At 59.5% G+C, this 22,155-nt stretch carries 18 protein-coding genes and 2 pseudogenes; 11 read left to right on the forward strand and 9 right to left on the reverse strand.

Annotated features, from left to right (window positions below; all coding sequences use genetic code 11):
- Nucleotides 1-11: 11 nt before the first annotated feature.
- On the reverse strand, nucleotides 12-2,672 hold the full coding sequence (gene alaS / locus BVL55_RS08915) for an alanine--tRNA ligase (RefSeq protein WP_075996592.1): 2,661 nt from the start codon (nucleotides 2,670-2,672) through the stop codon (nucleotides 12-14).
- A gap of 583 nt (nucleotides 2,673-3,255) precedes the next feature.
- On the reverse strand, nucleotides 3,256-4,374 hold the full coding sequence (gene recA / locus BVL55_RS08920; RefSeq protein ID WP_075996593.1) for a recombinase RecA: 1,119 nt from the start codon (nucleotides 4,372-4,374) through the stop codon (nucleotides 3,256-3,258).
- Between the two features lie 466 nt (nucleotides 4,375-4,840).
- Here recA and BVL55_RS08925 point away from each other — a divergent pair, with 466 nt between their 5' ends.
- A complete protein-coding gene (locus BVL55_RS08925) occupies nucleotides 4,841-5,707 on the forward strand; it encodes an IS1595 family transposase (protein WP_075996594.1) in 867 nt (288 codons plus the stop codon).
- A 96-nt stretch (nucleotides 5,708-5,803) separates the two neighbouring features.
- Here the strand turns inward: BVL55_RS08925 and BVL55_RS08930 are convergent, their stop codons facing one another.
- The 3 genes from BVL55_RS08930 to BVL55_RS08940 form a co-directional block, all read right to left on the reverse strand.
- Entirely contained in the window at nucleotides 5,804-6,454 is a 651-nt protein-coding gene (locus tag BVL55_RS08930; protein WP_075996595.1) for a hypothetical protein, read from the reverse strand.
- Between the two features lie 82 nt (nucleotides 6,455-6,536).
- Nucleotides 6,537-6,965, reverse strand: coding sequence for an alpha/beta hydrolase family protein (locus BVL55_RS08935; RefSeq protein WP_156892485.1), 429 nt, complete (start codon nucleotides 6,963-6,965; stop codon nucleotides 6,537-6,539).
- Nucleotides 6,962-7,630 carry a hypothetical protein gene (locus BVL55_RS08940; RefSeq protein WP_162841480.1) on the reverse strand — a complete coding sequence of 223 codons (669 nt, stop codon included), beginning with the start codon at nucleotides 7,628-7,630 and terminating at the stop codon, nucleotides 6,962-6,964. The genes BVL55_RS08935 and BVL55_RS08940 overlap by 4 nt, the downstream gene beginning before the upstream one ends.
- 419 nt (nucleotides 7,631-8,049) lie before the next feature.
- Between BVL55_RS08940 and lexA the strand changes: the two genes are divergently transcribed.
- On the forward strand, nucleotides 8,050-8,949 hold the full coding sequence (lexA, locus tag BVL55_RS17045) for a transcriptional repressor LexA (protein WP_075996598.1): 900 nt from the start codon (nucleotides 8,050-8,052) through the stop codon (nucleotides 8,947-8,949).
- Nucleotides 8,950-9,015: 66 nt separating this feature from the next.
- Here lexA and BVL55_RS16505 read toward each other — a convergent pair whose 3' ends face one another.
- Nucleotides 9,016-9,168: a hypothetical protein gene (locus BVL55_RS16505; RefSeq protein WP_156892486.1), complete on the reverse strand. Its 153-nt coding sequence runs from the start codon at nucleotides 9,166-9,168 to the stop codon at nucleotides 9,016-9,018.
- Nucleotides 9,169-9,490: 322 nt separating this feature from the next.
- Between BVL55_RS16505 and BVL55_RS16510 the strand changes: the two genes are divergently transcribed.
- From BVL55_RS16510 to glnA, 3 genes and pseudogenes are all read left to right on the forward strand, one after another.
- The gene (locus BVL55_RS16510; protein ID WP_156892487.1) at nucleotides 9,491-9,739 is read left to right on the forward strand and encodes a hypothetical protein; all 249 of its coding nucleotides are present in this window, start codon (nucleotides 9,491-9,493) and stop codon (nucleotides 9,737-9,739) included.
- A gap of 187 nt (nucleotides 9,740-9,926) precedes the next feature.
- The gene (locus BVL55_RS08955) at nucleotides 9,927-10,265 is read left to right on the forward strand and encodes a P-II family nitrogen regulator (RefSeq protein ID WP_075996600.1); all 339 of its coding nucleotides are present in this window, start codon (nucleotides 9,927-9,929) and stop codon (nucleotides 10,263-10,265) included.
- Between the two features lie 176 nt (nucleotides 10,266-10,441).
- Nucleotides 10,442-11,748 (forward strand): annotated as a pseudogene (glnA, locus tag BVL55_RS08960) (type I glutamate--ammonia ligase).
- A 96-nt stretch (nucleotides 11,749-11,844) separates the two neighbouring features.
- Here glnA and BVL55_RS08965 read toward each other — a convergent pair.
- Nucleotides 11,845-12,948, reverse strand: coding sequence for a pyridoxal phosphate-dependent aminotransferase (locus BVL55_RS08965; RefSeq protein WP_075996601.1), 1,104 nt, complete (start codon nucleotides 12,946-12,948; stop codon nucleotides 11,845-11,847).
- Nucleotides 12,949-13,157: 209 nt separating this feature from the next.
- Between BVL55_RS08965 and BVL55_RS08970 the strand changes: the two genes are divergently transcribed.
- From BVL55_RS08970 to argE, 5 genes and pseudogenes are all read left to right on the forward strand, one after another.
- Nucleotides 13,158-14,393 carry a GGDEF domain-containing protein gene (locus BVL55_RS08970; protein ID WP_075996602.1) on the forward strand — a complete coding sequence of 412 codons (1,236 nt, stop codon included), beginning with the start codon at nucleotides 13,158-13,160 and terminating at the stop codon, nucleotides 14,391-14,393.
- Nucleotides 14,394-14,436: 43 nt separating this feature from the next.
- Nucleotides 14,437-15,534 (forward strand): NAD(P)/FAD-dependent oxidoreductase, encoded by a 1,098-nt coding sequence (locus BVL55_RS08975; protein WP_083649461.1) that lies wholly within the window; start codon nucleotides 14,437-14,439, stop codon nucleotides 15,532-15,534.
- A 38-nt stretch (nucleotides 15,535-15,572) separates the two neighbouring features.
- Nucleotides 15,573-15,788, forward strand: coding sequence for a hypothetical protein (locus tag BVL55_RS16260; protein WP_083649462.1), 216 nt, complete (start codon nucleotides 15,573-15,575; stop codon nucleotides 15,786-15,788).
- Nucleotides 15,789-15,898: 110 nt separating this feature from the next.
- Nucleotides 15,899-17,082: pseudogene (locus BVL55_RS08980) on the forward strand (M24 family metallopeptidase).
- A 4-nt stretch (nucleotides 17,083-17,086) separates the two neighbouring features.
- Complete coding sequence (gene argE, locus BVL55_RS08985; RefSeq protein WP_244530473.1) at nucleotides 17,087-18,268, forward strand: acetylornithine deacetylase; 1,182 nt, start codon at nucleotides 17,087-17,089, stop codon at nucleotides 18,266-18,268.
- 4 nt (nucleotides 18,269-18,272) lie between these two features.
- On the opposite strand, the gene cckA is transcribed toward argE, so the two are convergent.
- Complete coding sequence (gene cckA, locus BVL55_RS08990) at nucleotides 18,273-20,966, reverse strand: cell cycle histidine kinase CckA (RefSeq protein ID WP_083649463.1); 2,694 nt, start codon at nucleotides 20,964-20,966, stop codon at nucleotides 18,273-18,275.
- A 57-nt stretch (nucleotides 20,967-21,023) separates the two neighbouring features.
- On the reverse strand, nucleotides 21,024-21,365 hold the full coding sequence (locus tag BVL55_RS16515; RefSeq protein WP_156892488.1) for a hypothetical protein: 342 nt from the start codon (nucleotides 21,363-21,365) through the stop codon (nucleotides 21,024-21,026).
- Here BVL55_RS16515 and BVL55_RS08995 point away from each other — a divergent pair.
- Nucleotides 21,352-22,149 carry a flagellar biosynthetic protein FliO gene (locus tag BVL55_RS08995; RefSeq protein WP_244530474.1) on the forward strand — a complete coding sequence of 266 codons (798 nt, stop codon included), beginning with the start codon at nucleotides 21,352-21,354 and terminating at the stop codon, nucleotides 22,147-22,149. The two genes, BVL55_RS16515 and BVL55_RS08995, sit on opposite strands and share 14 nt — an antisense overlap.
- Nucleotides 22,150-22,155: the final 6 nt, after the last annotated feature.

A 22,155-nucleotide genomic window follows, 5' to 3' on the forward strand; every position in this document is an offset into this window, starting at 1 on the left:
AATCCGTCAGCTCAACCGGCAAGCGCATCCCTGACGGCCTGAAGTGCTTCGCCTGCCTTTGAACCATCCGGCCCGCCGGCCTGGGCCATGTCCGGACGCCCGCCGCCGCCCTTGCCGCCAACGGCCGTGGATGCGGCGCGCACCAGATCGACGGCGCTGATCTTGCCGGCAAGATCGCCGGTAACGCCGACAACCACAGCCGCCTTGCCGTCTTCTGCCCGGCTGACCATGGCAACGACGCCGGAGCCGACCCGCGCCTTGGCTTCGTCGACAAGCCCTTTCAGGTCCCTGGGCGCGATCCCCTCCAGCACCTGGCCGAGGAAGGAGACGCCCCCAACCTCCTCGGTTTCGGCCGGCGCTGCACCGCCACCGCCGCCCAGCGCCAGTTTCTTCTTTGCCTCGGCAAGCTCGCGCTCCAGCCGCTTGCGTTCTTCCACCAGCGCCCGAACCCGCGCCACCGCATCCTGCGGCGGCACTTTGAGGTGATCGGCAATTTCCTGTACCCGCGCTTCCTGTTCTTCCAGATAAGACAGCGCTTCGGCACCGGTCAGTGCCTCGATGCGGCGCACGCCGGAACCGACCGCGCTTTCGCCCAATATCTTGATGACGCCGATCTGGCCGGTATTGGCCACATGGGTACCGCCGCACAATTCAAGCGAATAGGTTTTGCCGGCCTTTGGCCCGCGGGTCGCCGTGCCCATGGAAACGACCCGCACCTCATCGCCGTATTTTTCGCCGAACAGCGCCATGGCGCCGGCTTCAATTGCATCATCGACCGCCATCAGCCGGGTCGAAACCGGGGCCGACTGCTGCACGATCTCATTGGCGATTTCCTCCACCTGCGCCAGTTCGCAAGCTTCGATCGCCTTTTGATGGGAAAAGTCGAACCGCAGCCGGTTGGGCGCTACCAGCGATCCTTTCTGCGCCACATGCTCGCCCAGCACGTTGCGCAGCGCTTCATGCACCAGATGGGTCGCCGAATGATGCCGCCTGAGGCCTGCCCGGGCTGCATGGTCGACTTCCAGTTCCACCGCAGCGCCCGGCGTTATCTCGCCTTCGCTGACCGTGCCGTAATGGACATGCAGTCCCTCGCCGCGTTTGCGGGTATCGCGAATTTCAATGCGCCCGCCCTCAAAGCGGATCTCGCCCTTGTCGCCCTGCTGGCCGCCCGATTCGCCATAAAACGGCGTCTGGTTGACGACCACGGCAACCTCATCGCCTGCCTTTGCCTGATTGACCAGCTTGCCGTCTGCGACAATGGCCTGCACCACACCTTCGGCCTGCTCGGTTTCATAGCCGAGAAATTCCGTGGCGCCGTGCTGCTCCTTCAGTTCGAACCAGATGCGCTCATCGGCAGCTTCGCCCGACCCAGCCCAGGAAGCGCGCGCCTCTGCCTTCTGGCGCTCCATCGCCGCATTGAAGGCATCGGTATCAACGCCAATGCCGCGCCGGCGCAGGGCATCCTGCGTCAGATCGAGCGGGAAGCCATAGGTGTCGTAGAGCTTGAAGGCGGTTTCCCCGTCAAGTTCATTCCCCTCCTTCATGCCCTCCGTTGCTTCACCGAGCAGCAGCAGACCGCGGTCGAGCGTGCGGCGGAAGCGCGTTTCCTCAAGCTCCAGCGTCTCGCCGATGAGCTTTTCGGCCCGCGTCAATTCGGGATAGGCACCGCCCATCTCGCTGACCAGAACCGGCACCAGACGGTGCATCAGCGGGTCCTTGGCGCCCAGCAGGCTGGCATGGCGCATGGCGCGGCGCATGATGCGGCGCAGCACATAGCCCCTGCCCTCATTGGAAGGCAGAACGCCATCGGAAATCAGGAATGCGGCGGCGCGAAGGTGATCGGCGATCACCCGGTGGCTCGGTATCTTGTCGCCCTTTGCTGCAACGCCGGTCGCCTCTTCGCTGGCGGCAATCAGCGTTCTGAACAGGTCGATGTCGTAATTGTCGTGCACGCCCTGCATGACGGCGGCAATGCGCTCCAGCCCCATGCCTGTATCGATCGACGGCTTGGGAAGATCGATGCGCTCATCTGGCGTCACCTGCTCGAACTGCATGAAAACCAGGTTCCATATCTCGATGAACCGGTCGCCATCTTCATCCGGGCTTCCCGGCGGGCCGCCGGGAATATGATCGCCGTGATCATAAAAGATCTCGGAACACGGCCCGCAGGGGCCGGTATCGCCCATCGCCCAGAAATTGTCATGGGTGGCGATGCGGATGATCCTGTCGTCGGCAAGACCGGCGATCTTCTTCCAAAGGTCGAACGCCTGATCGTCTGTATGATAAACCGTCACCAGCAGCCGGTCCCGATCGAGCCCGAACTCTTTTGTCAGCAATTCCCAGGCATAGCCGATCGCCTCTTCCTTGAAGTAGTCGCCAAAGGAGAAATTGCCGAGCATTTCGAAAAAAGTGTGGTGGCGCGCTGTATAGCCCACATTGTCGAGATCGTTGTGCTTGCCGCCGGCGCGCACGCAGCGCTGGGACGTGGCAGCACGCGAATAGGGCCGTGTTTCAAGTCCGGTAAAGACGTTCTTGAACTGCACCATGCCCGAATTGGTGAACATCAGCGTTGGGTCGTTGCGCGGCACCAGCGGGCTGGAGGCGACAACCTCATGCCCCTTGTCCTTGAAGAAATCGAGGAAACTTGAACGGATTTCGTTTACGCCGCGCATGGAATGTTCACCGGGTCCAACTGATCTTGTTTGCGCTTTCAGGCCCTGCGCTTAACTCAAAGCCCCAACCGCACCTGTTTGAAACCATGGCTTGGCCTGTTGCAGGCCCGGCTTGCCGCGGCAACCGGGCCGCATGATGACCGGCAAAGGAGAAAATTCCCGCCGCAACCGGTCGCAACGCCGCCCTTCCGGTAAGCCGTGCCCGCAAGCCATGCCCGCAAGCCATGCCCGCAAGCCATGTCTGTAAACCATGCAGGTGGTTCCGCACAGGTGGGGCGCTTTTAGACGAGGGCGCAAAAACTGTCCACAGGCAGGGTCAATTTCGCCGCTGCCGCAAGCAAGTCCTCCAATAACGGCAAGCCCCGCCATAACGGCCAGTCGAATGAACGGCCAGTTAAATGACAAACGCGGCGGAAACCCCGCCGCGCGGTAAAACCTGCATAAGGCAATGCCGCACAAGGAAATGGCCGAAACAAACGGACGGTTAGCCCCTTGATTCGGCCGGAGGCATGAGGCTTCAGCTCCCTGACAACTTCAACCCCCTGCCCGCTTCAGCGCATGCCCGCCTCAGCTCTTGGCCGCTTCAGCCCTCGGCAGCTTCACCGCCGGGTGCCGGCACCGCTTCGTCCGGTCCCTCGTCATCCTCTTTTGAAGGTTCGCCCTCCAGCAGCGAGCCGGCGATCAGCCCGGCATTCTGGCGCAGCGCCAGTTCGATCTCGTCACCAACCGCCGGGTTGTCGCGCAAAAACTGCTTGGCGTTTTCCCGGCCCTGGCCAAGGCGCTCGGAATTGTAGGAGAACCAGGCCCCTGATTTTTCCACGATCCCCGCCTTGACGCCGAGATCGATGAGTTCGCCGGTTTTCGAAACCCCTTCGCCATACATGATGTCGAATTCGACCTGTTTGAAGGGCGGCGCCAGCTTGTTCTTAACCACCTTGATACGGGTCTGGTTGCCGATCACCTCATCGCGGTCCTTGACCGCGCCGATGCGGCGGATATCCAGGCGCACAGAGGAATAGAACTTCAGCGCATTGCCGCCCGTCGTCGTTTCCGGCGAACCGAACATGACGCCGATTTTCATGCGGATCTGATTGATGAAGACCACCATGGTGTTGGAACGCGAAATCGAGGCAGTCAGCTTTCTCAGCGCCTGGCTCATCAGCCGGGCCTGCAGACCGGGCAGCGAATCGCCCATTTCGCCCTCGATCTCGGCGCGCGGCGTCAGGGCCGCCACCGAATCGACCACCAGCACGTCGACGGCGCCCGAACGCACCAGCGTATCGGCAATTTCCAGCGCCTGTTCGCCGGTATCGGGCTGGGAAATCAGCAGGTCTTCCAGATTGACGCCCAGCTTGCGGGCATAGACCGGATCGAGCGCATGTTCGGCATCGACAAAGGCGCAAATGCCGCCCTTTTTCTGGGCTTCGGCGATGACATGCAGCGTCATCGTCGTCTTGCCGGAGGATTCAGGCCCGTAAATCTCGATGACCCGCCCCTTGGGCAGCCCGCCGACGCCGAGCGCGATATCGAGCCCCAGCGAACCGGTCGGCACGGTTTCGATCTCCACGACCTGCTCGTTCTTGCCGAGCTTCATGATCGAGCCCTTGCCGAAGGCCCGCTCGATCTGGCTGAGCGCTGCATCCAGCGCTTTCGACTTGTCCACCGTGTTGTCCTCTACCAGACGCAATGAATTCTGTGCCATGGGGTTATCATCCTTCCCGGTTGCCGCATAGACTTTTCACCGCCTGTCCTCTTTCTTCCCGCGTGTCCCTGCCGCCCAGTGCGCTGCTTTGCCCAGTGCGCTGCTTTGCCCGGTGCGCTGCTTCAACACGCCCATAAGGCGCTCATAAGGCACCTTGCGCGCAGGCACGCGGCAACCCGCCCGGGCAGGCAAAACCGGAATGGCAACGCCCTGCAGGCTTTCATCCCGCCTTCAGTGCGCCCGCCTTCAATCAGCGAGGACCGCCACCGGGGCGCCGGAATCATGAGGAATTCAGGCCTCGCCACAATGTACCAGTTTTGTTCTCATTTTGTCAATCGGTGTAAGCAATTGAAAAAACGTCGGAATTAAAATTTGTTCTCGTGGTGTTCTTGGCGACTCCGATCCGCATATATCCCCTTGACGTATGTAGCGCTAATCCCTATATATGGAGTACAGGAGATTGGCGATGTTTAAACCGATGAATATTCAGAAGTTTTTCGAGTTGTTCCCGAATGATGATGCCTGCTTGGAGCATCTGTTCAAGATACGCTACGGCACCGAACCGCGTTGCACGAAGTGCGGACAGGTCGGCAAGTTTCGCAAACTGTCCAAGATGCCTGCCTACACCTGTAATTGCGGCCATCACATTCACCCGATGGTTGGCACCCCGTTTGAACGGTCCAGAACCCCTTTGCAGAAGTGGTTCTATGCCATGTTCATCTTCACCACGACGCGCAACGGTGTTGCTGCAAAGGAAATTCAGCGCCAGCTTGGCGTGACCTACAAGACGGCGTGGCGCATCGCGCATGAAATCCGCAAGTACATGAACCAAGTGGACGGCGACGGTCCTATCGGCCCGAAGGGCATTGTAGAGGCTGACAAGGCGTTTATCGGCGGCAAGGACAAACAGGGTCAGGACGACAAATCGGTTGTTCTCGGCGTTGTGGAGCGTGGTGGCGATCTGGTCACTCGTGTCATTCCGAACCGCCGCGAGTATACCGTTGCCAATGCGGTCACTTCCCTTGTCCAGCGCGGCGCTAGAATTGCCACAGACGAAGCTCGCGCCTTCAAGAACCTTCCCGAATACGGATACCGTCACGGCACGGTCAATCACTCCAAGAAGGAATGGACGGCTGGACCGAATAACGAGGTTCATACCAACACCATTGAAGCTTTCTGGGGCTGGTTGAAACGGGGCGTCAACGGAACGCATGTCTGGGTATCTGAAAAGCATCTGCCGAAATACCTTGGCGAGTTCGAGTTCCGTTTCAATCTTCGGGATCGTCCCGATCAGATGTTCCCCCTGCTTCTGGTTTCTTTCCCCAAGCCATAGCGTTTAGGAGGCGGTTGAATGCCGCCTCATCGCCTTCCGCGTCGTGTTCCTTGGCGAACTGTTTGAGAAGCCCTTTCTTGCGGGCTTCTTCAAGGCTTAGATATCTTCCGGTGGACATAGCAACTCCAATGCTTTCCGGTTTATTCTTAGATCGCCGTAGATTCTCTGCTCTTGCCGATTGAGGTTGGCTTCTTCTGCTTCATGAGTATGAATGACCGGCGCGTCCTCGGATGAGTCCGCTATGTAAACATAGTCAAGCTTTATGTAGTTATCCCCCCAAAACCTTGACGGTATCTGCTTTCGGAAGTCCTGAAAACGATCCGGCAATTCAATAATTTCATACCCCCAAATTGGGATTTGCCCCTCAAAACCGATTTCCCGCAATTTTGCAGCAGCTTTGCTCCGCTTTGCATCAATATCCAAGTCGGGTGACCACTGGCCCGACAGCCTTTCTATGATTAGTTCGATTGCATCTTTTACAGAGATTAGATGCCGACCCGATCGATCAAAGAACTCCCAGCTTTCTCTGATTGTCCTTTCCTGTTTCACCACTGTGATTATCAGTCCGACAACCGCCCAGGTGATAATCAGGCCGAGCGCAATTGGTATCACAACCCACCAACTCATCTCCGGCCACCCAATCGAAGGAGAAACGAAGTTGTAGACTGTGATGATCCCAGCGAGTGCGCTAGGCAGCATAAACCACTTGCCGCCCACCGCCTTGATAAAGGCTTTGATGTGTTCCATCCCCTACACATGATACCAACCCTCGAAAGAGTCAAGCATACGTTTAGGGGATATATGCGCTCCGATCCGCATGCATTGGCTTTTAGCCAGCCAGCCCGCCGCCGAGGGAATGGCCGGTCAGGGTGACATCCTGGGCAATGCCGTCAAAGGCATCGGCGCCGGTTGCCGCTTCGTAGAACTCGAACGCCAATTCCGACTGGCCGGTCGGATACCCGCCGCCCGAAATCCAGCCATTCAGAACATCACTGCCCCCACTCTCCGGATCGGAAGAGAAAGTGTCGTTGTCCGTTCCCCGATAGGAAATGACCGTCTCGCCGTTCCACTCATAGGCGACCGCGTAGAATCCGGCGGCGACTTCAGGGTCATTCACCCCAGTGTCCGACTGCTGAGTAATGGTTGCTGTGCCGATTGAAGCTCCCAATCCGCCTAGACCTTCGATCCCCTCGCCATAACCGCGATTGTATACGTCCATGGAAAGGATGGCGTACATAAGATCAGGTGAAATACTCATTTGAAGCTCTCCGAAGTGAAATTGCCCGTAGACAATGAATTCGCAGACCGATTGGCCGCATCAATTCGCTCGTAACGTTGACCATCCAACTGGTTTGGCCAAACATCCTTCAGCCACCCCAGCACCTTCTCCACCTCGCCATCGGTGACGGGTTCGTCGGTGATTTCCAGCGTGACCGATTTCAGCCGGTAGCCGGGGCCGAAAGTCGCGGCGAGATCATCGGGATCAACCGCCTTGACGCTCGCCGGATTGTCGATGTTGGAAAACGTCACCAGTTGCGGGATGTATTTGCGCGGTACCGTGCCCTTGCGCCCGACCTGTTCCAGCGCTGCACCACGTTCCTCGAAGGGGGCCTTCGCCATGGCCGGATCGAGAACAACATGCTGGGCCAGCGTCGCAGCACCATTGATCAACGCAAACAAATAGCGGCCGCTCCCAAGCTCAACGACAGCCGCCTCACCACGCAAACCGTTGACGGCCCGCCCGCCCGGCGAACCGGGAACGAGCGTATCGTTTTTCCATGTCACCTGCTGAACGGCCGAACCGGACTTCTCGCCCTGCGGCGTTTCCACTGTCACCGTCAGCTTCTGGTGCCAGTTCCAGCTCTCGCCGCAGACAGAAAGCAAAAGTGCGGCAAGAAGGAGAACCGCCGTCCGAAGAGGCAACGAAACAGGCCACATTGGAGCACGCCCATGCATCACCCGAGCGCCTGCTTGACCCACCTGTGCCACATCTGCTTCCACTCCCGGCAAGAAAGCTCTCCTCATTGCGCCCACACCCCAACAACGCCCCTTGGACGGTACCGCCAGAAAACTCCCCACGAGCTGCAATCCGGCTTCCCGTCCACAACCTTTTCTTGCATATCCGATTCCCTGCCGATGCTTAAGGCTGTATTGGCGGCAAAACGGCGCTGTCACAATACCGCCATACCCCTTCCCGCCCGCTTAACGCGGCCTGTCGAATCCCGCGGAAAGCGGCAAGGAACGCATGAACACTTGCAGAACAGGTGCCGAACATGTTATGGATATGCAATTTTCCACCGCCAGATTCGATTATCGGGCGGATATCCAACGGGAGTCATGCCATGCTCACCCGCAAACAGCACGAATTGCTGATGCTGATCCACGCCCGCCTGCAGGAAGAAGGCATTCCCCCTTCCTTTGACGAGATGAAGGATGCGCTGTCGCTGAAGTCGAAATCGGGCATTCACCGCCTGATCACCGCGCTTGAGGAGCGCGGCTTCATCCGCCGCCTGCCCAACCGGGCCCGTGCGCTGGAGGTCATCAAGCTGCCGGACGGCTATGACCCGGCGAGAACCGCCCCGACGGCTTTCCCGGGTTCAGTTGGAGGCGCGGCAGGAGGCGCCGCCCCAGCGAGCGCCGCAAAAGGCTTCGGCGTCATCGATGGCGGCTTGTCCGGCGCCGCTGCCCAGGGCGCCCACAGCAACACTGGCGCCCACAGCAACACTGACAATGTCACGGAAGTCCAGTTCGGCAGCCAGCGCGGCGGCATTGCCGCAAGGTTCCGTTCTTCCGGCAAGGATGAGGCGGGCAATGCCCCCTCAAGCAATGCCCCGCAGCGGGGCATGGAGGAAGCCGCATCCGGTTACGACGTTCCCCTCATGGGCCGCATCGCCGCCGGCGTTCCCATCTCCGCCATCCAGCAGGTGACCGGCAACCTTGCCGTGCCGCCCTCCATGATCGGCATGGGCAGCCATTTCGCCCTGGAGGTTCAGGGCGATTCGATGGTGGAAGCGGGCATTCTTGATGGCGATACCGTCATCATCCAGGAAACGCCGGCAGCCGATGCCGGCGACATTGTGGTCGCGCTGGTCGATGAAGAGGAAGCAACGCTCAAGCGCTTCAGGCGGCAGGACGGAAAGATTGCGCTGGAAGCGTGCAATCCGGCCTATGAAACCCGAGTGCTGCCGGCAGACCGTGTCCGCATTCAGGGCAAGCTTGCCGGGCTTGTGCGCAAATACTGACGGGCCTGCAGGTTTTTTCCAGGGGCACAACGCCTGATGAGGGCGGGAATATCGGTTTCCTGGGGGTCAACTGCGCGAGAGGACGTAAACAAATCCGGAGGCTGCTACCAGCCCAGCGATGACCGTGTAGGGCACGCCGAACACGGCAAGCCCGGGCGGAAACACGCCCGCCAGAACGCCAATACACAGCAATACCGCAAATACGGCAATCAAACGCATGGGGCCTTGCCTTCCGGCTTTGCCGGCTTCGTTAAAGGCCACCTTCCCTTGTCCGCAGGCTTTTTAGCAAATTGAAGGCGCATTCGCATCAAATGCATGGCATTAACGTTGATGGGCAGGGTTAACCGGCCACAGGGGATAGCGGCAAAGGGGGTCGCCACTTCAAATTTCAAGCACGGACCCCCGCAAAGACAATTGCCGGGATGGGACCGCCCGCCCCCTGCTTTCGCGCCCGCCACATCTTCCCGCTTGCGATCCCGGGGCGCGCTCAACAACGGGGTGCCTGATTTTTGGGCTGACCTGCCCGAATGGAGGCAGTCAATTGCCTAAATTTTGGGCAGACCAACCCGAGCAGGCCACCCATGGCGGCGGCTGGATGGGACGGCCGCAAAATGATCAGGCCGCAAAGCTGAATATCCACAGCGCAAAACAACGCCAGCCAGGATGCGCCTTCCCTAATAGCTTGAAAACAAAAGGATTATTTTTGATGCCTTGCTTCGGATGGACGATTTCCCGGCTGCGGCGCCTGAAATTTCTGCCGCCGGCGGAAACTGGCACAAAACATGCTTAAGGGATGTTGACTGCCGCATCTGCCACACAGAAACTGCCGGTTTCGCGTTGCAGGCAGCAAGCCACAGGGACAACGCCGAAGGATCTGCCTGCAGGGGCATCTTGAAAAAACGCCACACACTTCTGCAATTTCCGGCCATGCCTGCCGCAGCGGGCCGCCGGTAAGGAAGCGACAGACGGAGAGGTACATGAAAAAAATCGAGGCGATCATCAAGCCTTTCAAGCTCGACGAGGTGAAGGAGGCGCTGCAGGAGGCGGGCCTGCAGGGCATTACCGTCACCGAAGCAAAAGGCTTCGGCCGCCAGAAAGGCCATACCGAACTTTACCGCGGCGCCGAATATGTCGTCGATTTCCTGCCCAAGGTGAAAATCGAGGTGGTGGTCGGCGATGGCCAGGTGGAGCCGGCCGTTGAGGCAATCCGCAACGCCGCCCAGACCGGCCGCATCGGCGATGGAAAGATTTTCGTCTCCCCGGTCGAACAGGTCATCCGCATCCGCACCGGCGAAACCGGCGAAGACGCGATCTGAATTCAAATTCCCGGCACCGGGCATCCCGTCCGGTCCGCCCAGCAATCAACCAGCGCTATTACAGAGAGGCTATCATGACCACAGCAGCTGATATTCTAAAACGCATCAAGGACGATGACGTGAAATTCCTTGACGTGCGCTTCACCGACCCGCGCGGCAAGATGCAGCACGTCACCATGGATGCCGGCATTGTCGACGAGGACATGTTTGCCGATGGCATCATGTTCGACGGCTCTTCCATTGCCGGCTGGAAGGCAATCAACGAATCCGACATGACCTTGATGCCCGATCTCGACACGGTCCATGTCGATCCGTTCTTTGCCCAGTCGACCCTGGCGATTTTCTGCGACGTGCTCGATCCTGTTTCCGGCGAACCTTATGGCCGCGACCCGCGCGGCACCGCCAGGAAGGCGGAAGCCTATCTGAAGGCCTCCGGCATCGGTGACACGGTCTTTGTCGGCCCGGAAGCCGAATTCTTCGTTTTCGACGACGTGCGGTTTTCCGCCGATCCCTACAATACCGGCTTCCAGCTCGACTGCACCGAACTGCCTTCCAACATGGCCACCGAATATGAAGGCGGCAATATGGGCCACCGCCCGCGCACCAAGGGCGGTTACTTTCCCGTTCCCCGGTCGACTCCGGTCAGGACTACCGTTCCGAAATGCTGTCGGTTCTTACCGAAATGGGCGTCAAGGTCGAAAAACACCACCACGAGGTGGCCGCAGCCCAGCATGAGCTCGGCATCATGTTCGATGTGATGACGCGCAACGCCGACAAGATGCAGATCTACAAATACGCCGTGCATCAGGTAGCCCATGCCTATGGCAAGACGGCAACCTTCATGCCCAAACCCGTCTATGGCGACAACGGCACGGGCATGCACGTTCACATGTCGATCTGGAAAGACGGCAAACCGACCTTCGCCGGCAATGAATATGCCGGCCTGTCGGAAACCTGCCTGTACTATATCGGCGGTGTCATCAAGCATGCCAAGGCCATCAACGCCTTCACCAACCCGTCCACCAACTCCTACAAGCGTCTGGTTCCAGGCTATGAGGCCCCGGTCCTGCTCGCCTATTCAGCGCGCAACCGCTCGGCTTCCTGTCGCATTCCCTTCGGCTCCTCGCCAAAGTCGAAGCGCGTGGAGGTTCGTTTCCCGGACCCGACCCAGAACCCCTATCTCGGCTTTGCCGCCATGCTGATGGCGGGCCTTGACGGCATCAAGAACAAGATCCATCCCGGCGACGCCATGGACAAGGATCTTTACGATCTGCCGCCGAAGGAGCTCAAAAAGATCCCGACGGTGTGTGGCAGCCTGCGCGAAGCGCTGGAAAGCCTTGCCAAGGATCACAAGTTCCTGCTTGAGGGCGGCGTCTTCGACAAGGATCAGATCGATGCCTATATCGAACTGAAAATGGAAGAGGTCGAGCGTTATGAAATGACGCCGCACCCGGTCGAATTCGACATGTACTATTCGGTGTAATTTCTGAAGCGGCGGCCCAAAGCGCTGCCGCGTTACATGCACCGGTCTTCAAACCCGGTACAGAGCCCGGATTGCCTGGTGCAATCCGGGTTTTGTTTACGCGCCGGCTGTTTCCAGCACCTGCGGCAGCACTTCTGCCAGCAGATCCATATCCTGCGGCCTGCCTACCCCGATGCGCACACAGCGATTGCCCGGTGCGGCAAACGGCATGCGCACGAACAGGCCGCGCTCGACCAGTCCGTCGAGCACCGATTTGGCGAACGCTGCATCCTTTCCGCAGTCAACCGCCACGAAATTGGTTGCCGACGGAAGTGCCTGCAGTCCGTTTTCCCGGGCGATTTGATAAATCCGCTCACGGCCTTCTGCTACCTGGCTCTTGACCGCTTCAAGCCATTGCCGGTCGCCAAGGGCTGCCAAGGCACCGGCCTGGGCGATGCGGTTGACCCCAAAATGGTTGCGCACCTTGTTGAATGCGGAAATCACGCTTTCTTCCCCGATCGCATATCCGATCCTGGCGCCCGCCATGCCATAGGCCTTGGAAAAGGTGCGAAAGCGTATGACGCCCCGATTGGTCACATCAAGCGCGGGCGCCGTGCCTTCGGGGGCAAATTCGACATAGGCTTCATCAAGAAACAGGGTCGCATCCTGGGGCATGGCGGCAATCATCGCCTCAATTTTGCTGCCATTCCACCAGGTTCCCATCGGGTTGTCGGGATTGCACAGATAAACGATCCTGGCGCCCTGTTCGCCTGCCTGGCGGGCAAGGCCCATCGCATCTTCCCGGTCGTCCCTGAAAGGCACCCTGACCAGATGCCCGCCAAAGCCCGCAACGTGAAAATTGAAGGTGGGATAGGCACCGTCTGAGGTGACGACCCTTACCCCCGGCTCAATGAACAGCCGGGCCGCCACGCCCAACAGTCCGTCAATCCCCTCGCCCACCATGATGTTTTCAGGCCCAACGCCAAGCCCGTCCGCAATCGCATGGCGCAGGTCATGGTTTTCCGGATCACCGTATTTCCATGCTTCCCCGGCTGCCGCCCGCATCGCTTTAAGGGCTTTCGGCGATGGACCGAAAACATTCTCATTGGCACCAATGCGTGCCTTGAAAGCCATGCCGCGGCTGCGCTCTGCGGTTTCCGGCCCGACAAAGGGCACCGTGGAAGGAAGGCTTTCAACTAGCAGGGTATGGGAAGCTGGCATGGCTGCTCGCAACGGATATCGAAAGATTTGAGTTCTTTCATTCATCTACCTTTAAGGTGCACGCAATAGGATAAATGCAGGCGCATATCTCAACCGGAAAATGATTCACGCCGAAACCGCGTTGGAGTGCCGCCCGCACGAAAAACAGGCCCCTTGCACAGGTTATACCTCAATCAAAATCAGCTGCCGCAAAAAATGGGAACTGACATTTGGAACTCTCAATCGCTGGCGTCATAACAGCCGTGGGCTTTCTGTTCGGCATCAATTTTGTCGGGCTGTTCATTGCGGCCTATCTTTTTGACCGGACCGCAAAGCATATCCCCTGGTATCTCATCGCCACCTGCGCGTTCATGCTCAATGGCCTGTCCTACATGCTCTCCCTGTTTACCCCCTACAAGGCATTGTTCCTTGCCGGGCTTGAACTCTTCCAGATCGCAGGTTTCATCGCAATTGCCTACGGTTTTGCAAGCGCATTTTCCCTAAGGCCCGATTTTCGATTCCTGTTTTCCATCGCGTTGGGGTGCATAGCCGTCGCCGCACTGCATTTTGGCGGCGATGAAATCGGCGTAATGCGCCTGCTGCCGCTTTCATTGTTGCATGCTGGCGCATCGCTGCATCTGGCAGTGGTATTGTTCTACAAGCCAAATGCCCTCAAGGTGCACCGCATGATTTCGGTCATGCTGATCGGAACGGCCATTGCGTCACTCTCGCGCCCGGCCAGTGCCCATTTCGTTTCGACCCTGCCTGAACTGACCCATCCGCAAAAAGTGGAGCTGTATGCGAGTATCGTCAATCTGTGTTACCTTACTTCGTTGTTTGGTTTGGGCGCCTCCGTTTTCTTTCATGTCATGAGCGATTTCGCCAACGGCTACCGCCGCGCGTCGATCATCGACCACCTCACCGGGCTGCTCAACCGGCGCGGATTTATGGAAATGGCCGCCAAACTGGGCAGGAAACCCGCCATTCTCATCATGATCGATATCGACCGGTTCAAGTCCATCAATGACGAGCTGGGGCATGAGACCGGAGACCGGACAATATGTGCATTTGCCCGCATCCTTGATGAAACGCAGGGGCATTCCGGCATTTGCGGACGGTTGGGCGGAGAAGAATTCGCCGTGGTGCTTCCCGGCACTTCCCTCCAGGACGCCATCAGCTTCGCCGAGCGATTGCGCGCCACCATCGAGAACCATGCCGGAAATGATCTGCCGGATGACCGCAGGGTAACGGCAAGCCTGGGCGTGTCGGACGTTGCCGGGGGCGACATATCGCGGGCACTGGCCCAAGCCGACACCGCCCTCTACCAAGCCAAGAAAGCCGGCAGAAACCGCGTTGTCGCCTATTCACCCCATTATGGAGAACTGGCAAGCCGCCAGGGCGGCAGAAGAAACTCCCGGGAAACGAAGAAGGCAGAACCGTTGGTAGCCGCCGCCAAGGCTTCATGACCTGCCGCCTTGTCTCGCCGCGCGCTCATGTTACATACGGCAGATGCGCCGCCTCTACGAACCGCAAGCCTATGACCGTGACGTTGGTTCCTACTGGCAGACCACCGCCACACCGCCACGCTGGCCGGCATTAAAGCAAAGCCGCGCCGCCAAAATCCTCATCATTGGCGGCGGGTATACCGGGCTTAACTGTGCGCTCGAACTGGCCGAACAGGGCATCGATCCACATTCCATCGTGGTCCTTGAAGCCTGCCAGCCCGGTTGGGGCGCTTCAGGCCGCAACGGAGGATTTTGCTGCACCGGCGGCACCAAGCTGCCGGTAGACAAGCTCATCGCACGGTTTGGCGAAGACGAAACCCGCCGTTTTTTCAAGCAGCAAACCGCCTCAATTGAATCGGTTCGCGAGAACCTGTCGCGCTATCACATTTCCGCCGATACCCATTCCAATGGAGAAACGCAGCTTGCCCATCGCGAAAGCGAAATGGCCGGGCTTCATGCCGAAAAGCAGCAGATGAAGGATCTGTTCTCCCTTGATTGCCGAATCACGGAAAAACCCGGCCTGTCTTCACAAGGGCTCGCCAGCCCGGAATTTCATGGCGCCCTGACGACGCCCCTGGGCTTTGCGCTCAATCCGATGAAATACCTTAGCGGCCTTGCACAGGCTGCAACCGGCATCGGCATTGCCGCCTATGGCGGCACGCCAGCCCTTTCAATCCGCCGCGCCGGTAACAACTGGCAGACCGATACGCCCGGCGGCCACATCACCGCGGACAATCTGGTCATCGCCACCAACGGCTATTCGTCGGAAGACGTGCCCGACTGGCTTTCCGGCCGCCTGTTGCCGGTCTTGTCGAACATTCTGCTCACCCGCCCCCTGACAGAACTGGAACTCAATTCACAGGGCTGGACCTCTCATCAGATGTGCTCCGACACCCGCAAACTGCTGCACTATTTCCGCCTCATGCCACCTGCTGAAGGCGAAGCAGGGCCGCGCATGCTGTTCGGCATGCGCAGCGGCACCTCCGCGACTCCGGCCAGCATGGCGATGATGCACCGCCGCATCCGGGCCGATTTCGACCGCTTCTTTCCTGCCTGGCGCGGGGTTGAAACCCCTTCTTCTGGGCCGGTCTGGTCTGCCTGACCCGGGAACTGACAAGCTATAGCGGACCGCTGCCGCGCATGCCGGGCGCCTGGGCCTCCCTTGCCTATCATGGCAGCGGCATCGCCATGGGCAGCCATTGCGGCCGCCTGTTGGGACAGATGATTGCCGGCAAGCGCGAGCCTGATGACCTGCCCGCCGCCATGCGCCAATTGCCGCGCAAATTCCCGTTTCCCGCGCTCAGGCGCACCTATCTGGCCGCCGCCTATCGCTGGCATGAATGGCGGGAAGGCTAGGTCATGAGCTAACGCCGGATCATGTCGCAATTGCCCGATGACACCAGCAGGCCATGCGCTATGCTCGCGGCTTGTTTTCATACTCCCACCCCGAACCCCTGGAACCGTAAATGCCTGCCATCGACCTGCCCTTTTCAAAACCCGAATACGACCGCCGCCTTGCCCTTGTGCGCAAGGAGATGGAAAAGCGCGGTATTTCCTGCCTGTTCTGCGAAGATCCTGCCAACATGGCCTGGCTCACCGGCTATGACGGCTGGTCGTTTTACGTTCATCAGGGCGTAATCATTACCCAGGACACGGACCCGGTCTGGTGGGGGCGTTTCATGGACGGTCAGGGCGCCAAGCGCACGGTCTGGATGGACCATGATTTCATCCGCCCCTACCCCGACGATTATGTGCAGAATACCAGGATGCACCCCATGGAGCATCTGTCCCGGCTGATTGCCGACATGGGGCACGGAAACGCCACCGTCGGCGTTGAGATGGAAAACTACTACTTCTCCGCCAAGGCATGGGAAGTGCTGAAAGCCGGTCTGCCGCAAGCGACCTTCCAGGATGCGACCGCACTGGTCAACTGGCAGCGGCTGGTCAAGTCCGAGGAAGAACTGGTTTATATCCGCCGCGCGGCAAGGATATCGGAAAAGATGATCGACGGCGTCATGGAGCGCGTCGAGCCGGGCCTCAACAAGAACGAGCTTGTTGCCGAAATCTATCGCGACGCAATCATGGGCGCAGACGGCCATTGGGGCGACTATGCCTCCATCGTCCCGCTGCTGCCATCGGGCGCAGATGCCTCTGCTGCCCATCTGACCTGGGACGGGCGGCCTTTCAAAAAGGGCGAGGCGACGTTTTTCGAGCTTTCGGGCTGCTATCGCCGCTATCACGCACCGTTCTGCCGCACCGTGTTTTTGGGCAAGCCGTTTCCCGAAATCCTGGAAGCGGAGAAGGTCGCCCAGGAAGGCATTGCCGCCGGGCTTGAAGCAGCACGAGCCGGCAACACCACCGGCGATATCGCACGCGCCTTCTATGCAGCGCTGGAAAAGGCGGGCATCGAGCGCGACGGGCGGTGCGGTTATCCCACCGGGCTTTCCTACCCCCGGACTGGGGCGAGCGTACCGCCTCCATCCGCAAGAGCGATGAAACCGTCCTTGAAGCGAACATGACCTTTCACTTCATGCCGGCGATCTGGATGGAAGATTGGGGCCTGGAAATCACCGAGCCTATCCGCATCACCCAATCCGGCTCCGCAGAATGCCTCTGCGACCGCCCCCGCAAGCTCTATGTGAAGGAATAGACAAGTGCCCCTGTCAGCCGATCATCCGCGGCTTGAAGACGCGATCACGCTGCTCGACCGGCTGATCGCCTTTCCCACCATATCCCTTCAAAGCAATCTGGAACTGATTGGCGAGGCGGCAGGCTGGCTGGAGGCCGCCGGTGCGCGCATCCGGGTATGGAACAGCAACGATGGCAGCCGCGCCAATTGCCTGGCAACGATAGGGCCTGAAAACGCAAACGGCGGCATCATGCTTTCCGGGCACAGCGATGTGGTTCCCGTGACCGGGCAAAACTGGACATCCGAACCCTTCAAGATGGACCGCCGCGATGGCCGCCTTTACGGGCGTGGCACCTGTGACATGAAAGGCTTCATTGCCGCTGCAATCGCCATGGCATCCGATTTTTCCGCCCTGCCGCTCACCCGGCCGGTCCATATCGCCCTTACCTATGATGAAGAAACCGGATGCCTGGGCGGCCAGCAACTGGTGCGCGACATGGCGGCAGAAGGGATTTTGCCGTCCGTCTGCATCGTCGGCGAACCCACTTCCATGCGCATCATCGAGGGGCACAAGGGCTGTTATGAATACACAACGCGCTTTACCGGTCTTGCCGCGCACGGTTCGCTCACCCATCAGGGCGTCAATGCAATCGAATATGCCGCCCGCTACATCACCCGGCTGATGGACATTCGCGAACAGCTGAAGAATTCGACGCCCGCCAGCCAGCGCTTTGAGCCGCCCTACACCACCTTGCAGATCGGCCGTATCAAGGGCGGCGTCTCACGCAACACCATTGCCGGCGATTGTGCCGTCGATTGGGAAATGCGGCCGGTACAAAGCGATGATGCGCGCCATGTGAAGAGCGAAATCGAACGCTATGTGCAGGAAGAACTGCTGCCTGCCATGCGTGAGCGCGCTCCCGATGCTGCCATTGAGACCGAAGTCATCGGCGAGGTCATCGGGCTCTTGCCGGCCAGCGAGTCGCAAGCCCGTGACATATGCGCGGCCCTGACGGGCGATACAAAGACGGATGTGGTCTCATTCGGCACGGAAGCTGGCCTCTATCAGGAAATGGGCACATCCACCGTGGTCTGCGGCCCGGGCTCCATTGAACAGGCTCACAAGCCGGATGAGTATGTCGAGATCGCCGAGCTTGGCCGCTGCCTCAACATGCTGGAGGGATTGAAGAAAAAACTGACCGCCTGAGCGCTTATTCCTCCAGCATTTCCTTGACCGCTGAAACCAGCTGCTTGAGCGAGAAGGGCTTGGCCAGGAAACCGAATTTCTCGCGATCTTCCTCGGGCAGGTTTTTCGCAAAGGCATCTTCCGCATAGCCTGAAACGAAGATGAATTTCAGGCCCGCATGGCTTTTTTGAACCTCGGCAAACAAGGTCGGCCCGTCCATTTCCGGCATTACCACATCGGAAACGATCAGGTCGATATCGCCGCCATGTTCTTCCAGCACTTCCATTGCTTCAACACCGCTGGACGCCTCATGTACGGTATAGCCGCGTGAGGCCAGCGCCCGCGACCCAAAGGCACGCACGGCATCCTCGTCCTCCACCAGCAGGATCGTCGCACTGCCGGTCAGGTCCTTGGCGCTTTCCTTCACCGCTTTTTCTGCGGGTGCTATGTCCTCTTCCTTCGCCATGTGGCGCGGCAGGAATACCCGGAAGGTGGTGCCCTCCCCCGGAGCCGATTCAGGATAGATGAAACCGCCAGTCTGCTTGACGATGCCATAGACGGTGGAAAGGCCAAGGCCGGTTCCCTTGCCGACCTCCTTGGTGGAGAAGAAAGGTTCGAAAATCTTCTCCAAAACCTCTTCGCTCATCCCGGTACCTTCGTCCTTGACGGAAAGAACGACAAAGTCCTCATGGGGCATTTCGCGGTGATGGCCGAAGCGCTTTGCAATCTCGGCACCTTCGAGATTTTCGGTGCTGATTTCCATGGTCCCGCCATCCGGCGCCATCGCATCGCGTCCGTTGACACACAGATTGACCACCACCTGTTCCAGCTGGGAAAGATCGGCCCTGACGGGCCACAGATCACGTCCGTGCACCAGATTGAGGGTAACCTTGTCGCCCACGAGCCGCTCGAGCAGCATGCGCAGATCCGACAGCACTTCCCCCATCTGCAGCACCTGCGGGCGCAGCGTCTGGCGGCGTGAAAATGCCAGCAACTGCCGCACCAGGCTCGCCGCACGGTTGGCGTTTTGCTTGATGTTCATGATGTCCTGGAAGGACGGGTCGGATGGCCGGTGATTGGCAAGCAGCAGGTCTGAAAAGCCGATGATTGCCGTCAGCACGTTGTTGAAGTCGTGGGCAATGCCGCCGGCAAGCTGCCCGACGGCCTGCATTTTCTGGCTTTGGGCAAACTGTTCCTCCAGTTTGCGGTGTTCGGTTGTCTCCAGCGCATAGACGATTACCTGTTCGCCGCTGTCATCTTCGGGCGGCCCGTCCTGCACCGGGCTCAGAAAGAGGCGCAGGAACCGGTCCGACGCCCCGTGCATGACCGCATCGACCATTTTGGTGCGGGTGCCGCCCTTCAGCGTCTCGTTGATTGCATCTTCAAGCGCGGCACGGTCGGCTTCCTGTACCAGGGAGGTCAGTTCCACGCCCTCGCCGTGGCTTGCCCCGCCCAGCTGCGCCTTGAACATCCGCATGAAGGGCGAGTTCGTTCTTACGGTCTTTCCGGCGTTCGAGATGGCGGCAATTGCAATCGGGGTATTGTTGAAGAACCGGGTAAACCGAACCTCCGCCTCGGCCAGGCCGCCATCGCTTTCCTCCGGTGCCAGCCGGTTGATCACAAGCGTGCGGGCATTACCCGGCGCGCCGTCATCTCCGGCAGAAACATTGTGGTAGAAGCGAACCGGCATGCGCCGTGAATCGTCAATTGCGATATCGGCATCGATAACGGAAATGGCGCGTTCTTCCTTGCCGTTTTCCCGTTGTGCGGCAGCCAGCAGTTCAAGCCCGTGCTCGGATACAAAGTCCTCCAGCTTCAGGCTGCCCTGGCGAAACAGCGCAAGATCGACACCCAGCCAGTCGGCAAGGGTGGCGTTGAGATACACCACCTCGCCATCCCCATTGCTCGAGAAGAAACCGGCAGGCGCGTGATCGAGATAGTTGATCGCATGCTGCAGTTCCTGAAACGCCTGCTCCTGCGCGCGGCGGTCCTCGGTGATGTCGGACAACTGCCAGACCATCAGGCCTTCGGGATGCTCTTCATGCTCCATGTTGCGCGCCCTGAGGCGGAACCATCGCGCACCTTCCGATTCCGACAACAGCCCGTTGGGCAGGCGTATCTCCTCGGAAGCCGTCACCCCTTCCCTCGCCTGGCGCGCCATGCGGTAGATTGATTCCGTCGCCACGACATTTTTTGCAAAAACCGTCTCGATCCCTGCGACTTCCAGACTGTCCGTGGCGCCGGTCAGTTCCCCGTAGGCACGGTTGGCAAAGACAATGCGGCCCTCATGGTCGCTGACAAGAATTCCCGATTCCATGCCGTTCACGAGATTGCGGGTGAACTGATCGCGCCGCCGGTTGGCGGAAAGATGAATGAACCCCATCACCAGCAGGAAAAGGAAGAATATTCCGATACCCGCCAGCGCACCGGTAACGGCCAGCATTACCGGCTCACTCACAAGACCGCGCAGATACCAGGCTGCCAAAGCGGCCGCGACAACGAAGGCGACCCCTAACAGAAACAGCAGGGCGATGTTGCGCTGCTTGCCATAACGCTCGATGATCGGCTCGGTGTCCTTGCTTGCCGGACGGCCGTTCCCGGAGGCCGAACCGCCATCGCTCACCGCATTCGTACCGGTTGGCGTCTCGTCTTCGCTGATTTCCGCGACGCTTTCCTCCGCCGCTCCCTCCAGGTGATCCTTCGTCCCCTGATCACTCATGAAATCCCCGTGCGCTCGAGTATGGCAACTGCCCGCAATGATTCTCCCGCCACTCCCCTAAATGGCGGCGAATCTCATATTCCCTTTTGAATCACATAATTCAGGGCCTGGGAAGGCAGTCAGCAACACATTCGGCCATCCCGCCCCGCACACCGCGCCGTATGGATCGGGCGTTTTTGCGGTTTGCGGCAAATCCCGGTGGATTTGCGTTCTGCCCCGAGTTAACCATACGTAATTGCATTTTTGTCCAGAGTGCTGCAAATGGCCATCTTTCAGTGTAAAACCGGTCGGATCAAGCGGCAGAAATGCCCGAAACTGGGGAAAAGCGGCTTTCACGGCCGCCATGGGCCGCAGCAAGGCGGCCTTTGCGAGGGAGAACGGCGCCTTGAACTGGATCAATGACACATTCGGAACGGAATTGTCCTCAAACGTGCAGCTTGGCATCATGTTCGGGGCGCTGCTGCTTGCCCTGTTCATCCTCCTATGGCTGTTTCGCCGGATTTTCGGCAGCGCGCAATCGCGTATTGCCCGCAACCGCCAGCCCCGCCTTGGCGTGATTGAAGCCGCCATTGTGGACGACACGCGCAGGCTTGTTCTGGTGCGCCGCGACAACACCGAGCATCTGCTGATGATCGGCGGGCCCGGCGACGTGGTGATTGAAACCGGCATCGGACAAAACGATCCTGCCCGCAAGGAAGCACCGGCAGCGCCCGCCGCTCAAGCACCTGCGGTTGGCCAGGCCGCGCCGGAAACAACACCACGCGAACCCCGCCTTATCGAACCACTGAACGATGGCACCCGGCAGGCTCCTGCCCCGCAACAGGCGCGCAGTGAGACCACCCCTGCCGGCCAAGCTGCAACCGGTGCTGCGGCAGCAGCCGTTACCGTTGCCGCCAGCAAGGCGGCGGAAGCTGTCGAGGAGGTAAGACCGCCGGTCGGGGAGCCTACCCTTGAGACGCCCCAAAGCGAGACGCCTGAGAGCGAGATGCAAGAGAGCAAAGCACCTGCCGACAGCGATGCAAACCCGGACAGCGCTGAAGAGATCACCGGGGAAATCGCCGAAGAACTCGATACGGCAGCCGTAGACACACCGGAGCCTGCCTCCGATGACGAAGACACCACTACCGACACCGAAGAGGACATGCAGAAGCTGCTCGACGAACTGGCCGGCAGCAAGAAGTAACCCCGG

The organism is Salaquimonas pukyongi, assembly GCF_001953055.1.
Taxonomy (GTDB): Bacteria; Pseudomonadota; Alphaproteobacteria; order Rhizobiales; family Rhizobiaceae; genus Salaquimonas; species Salaquimonas pukyongi.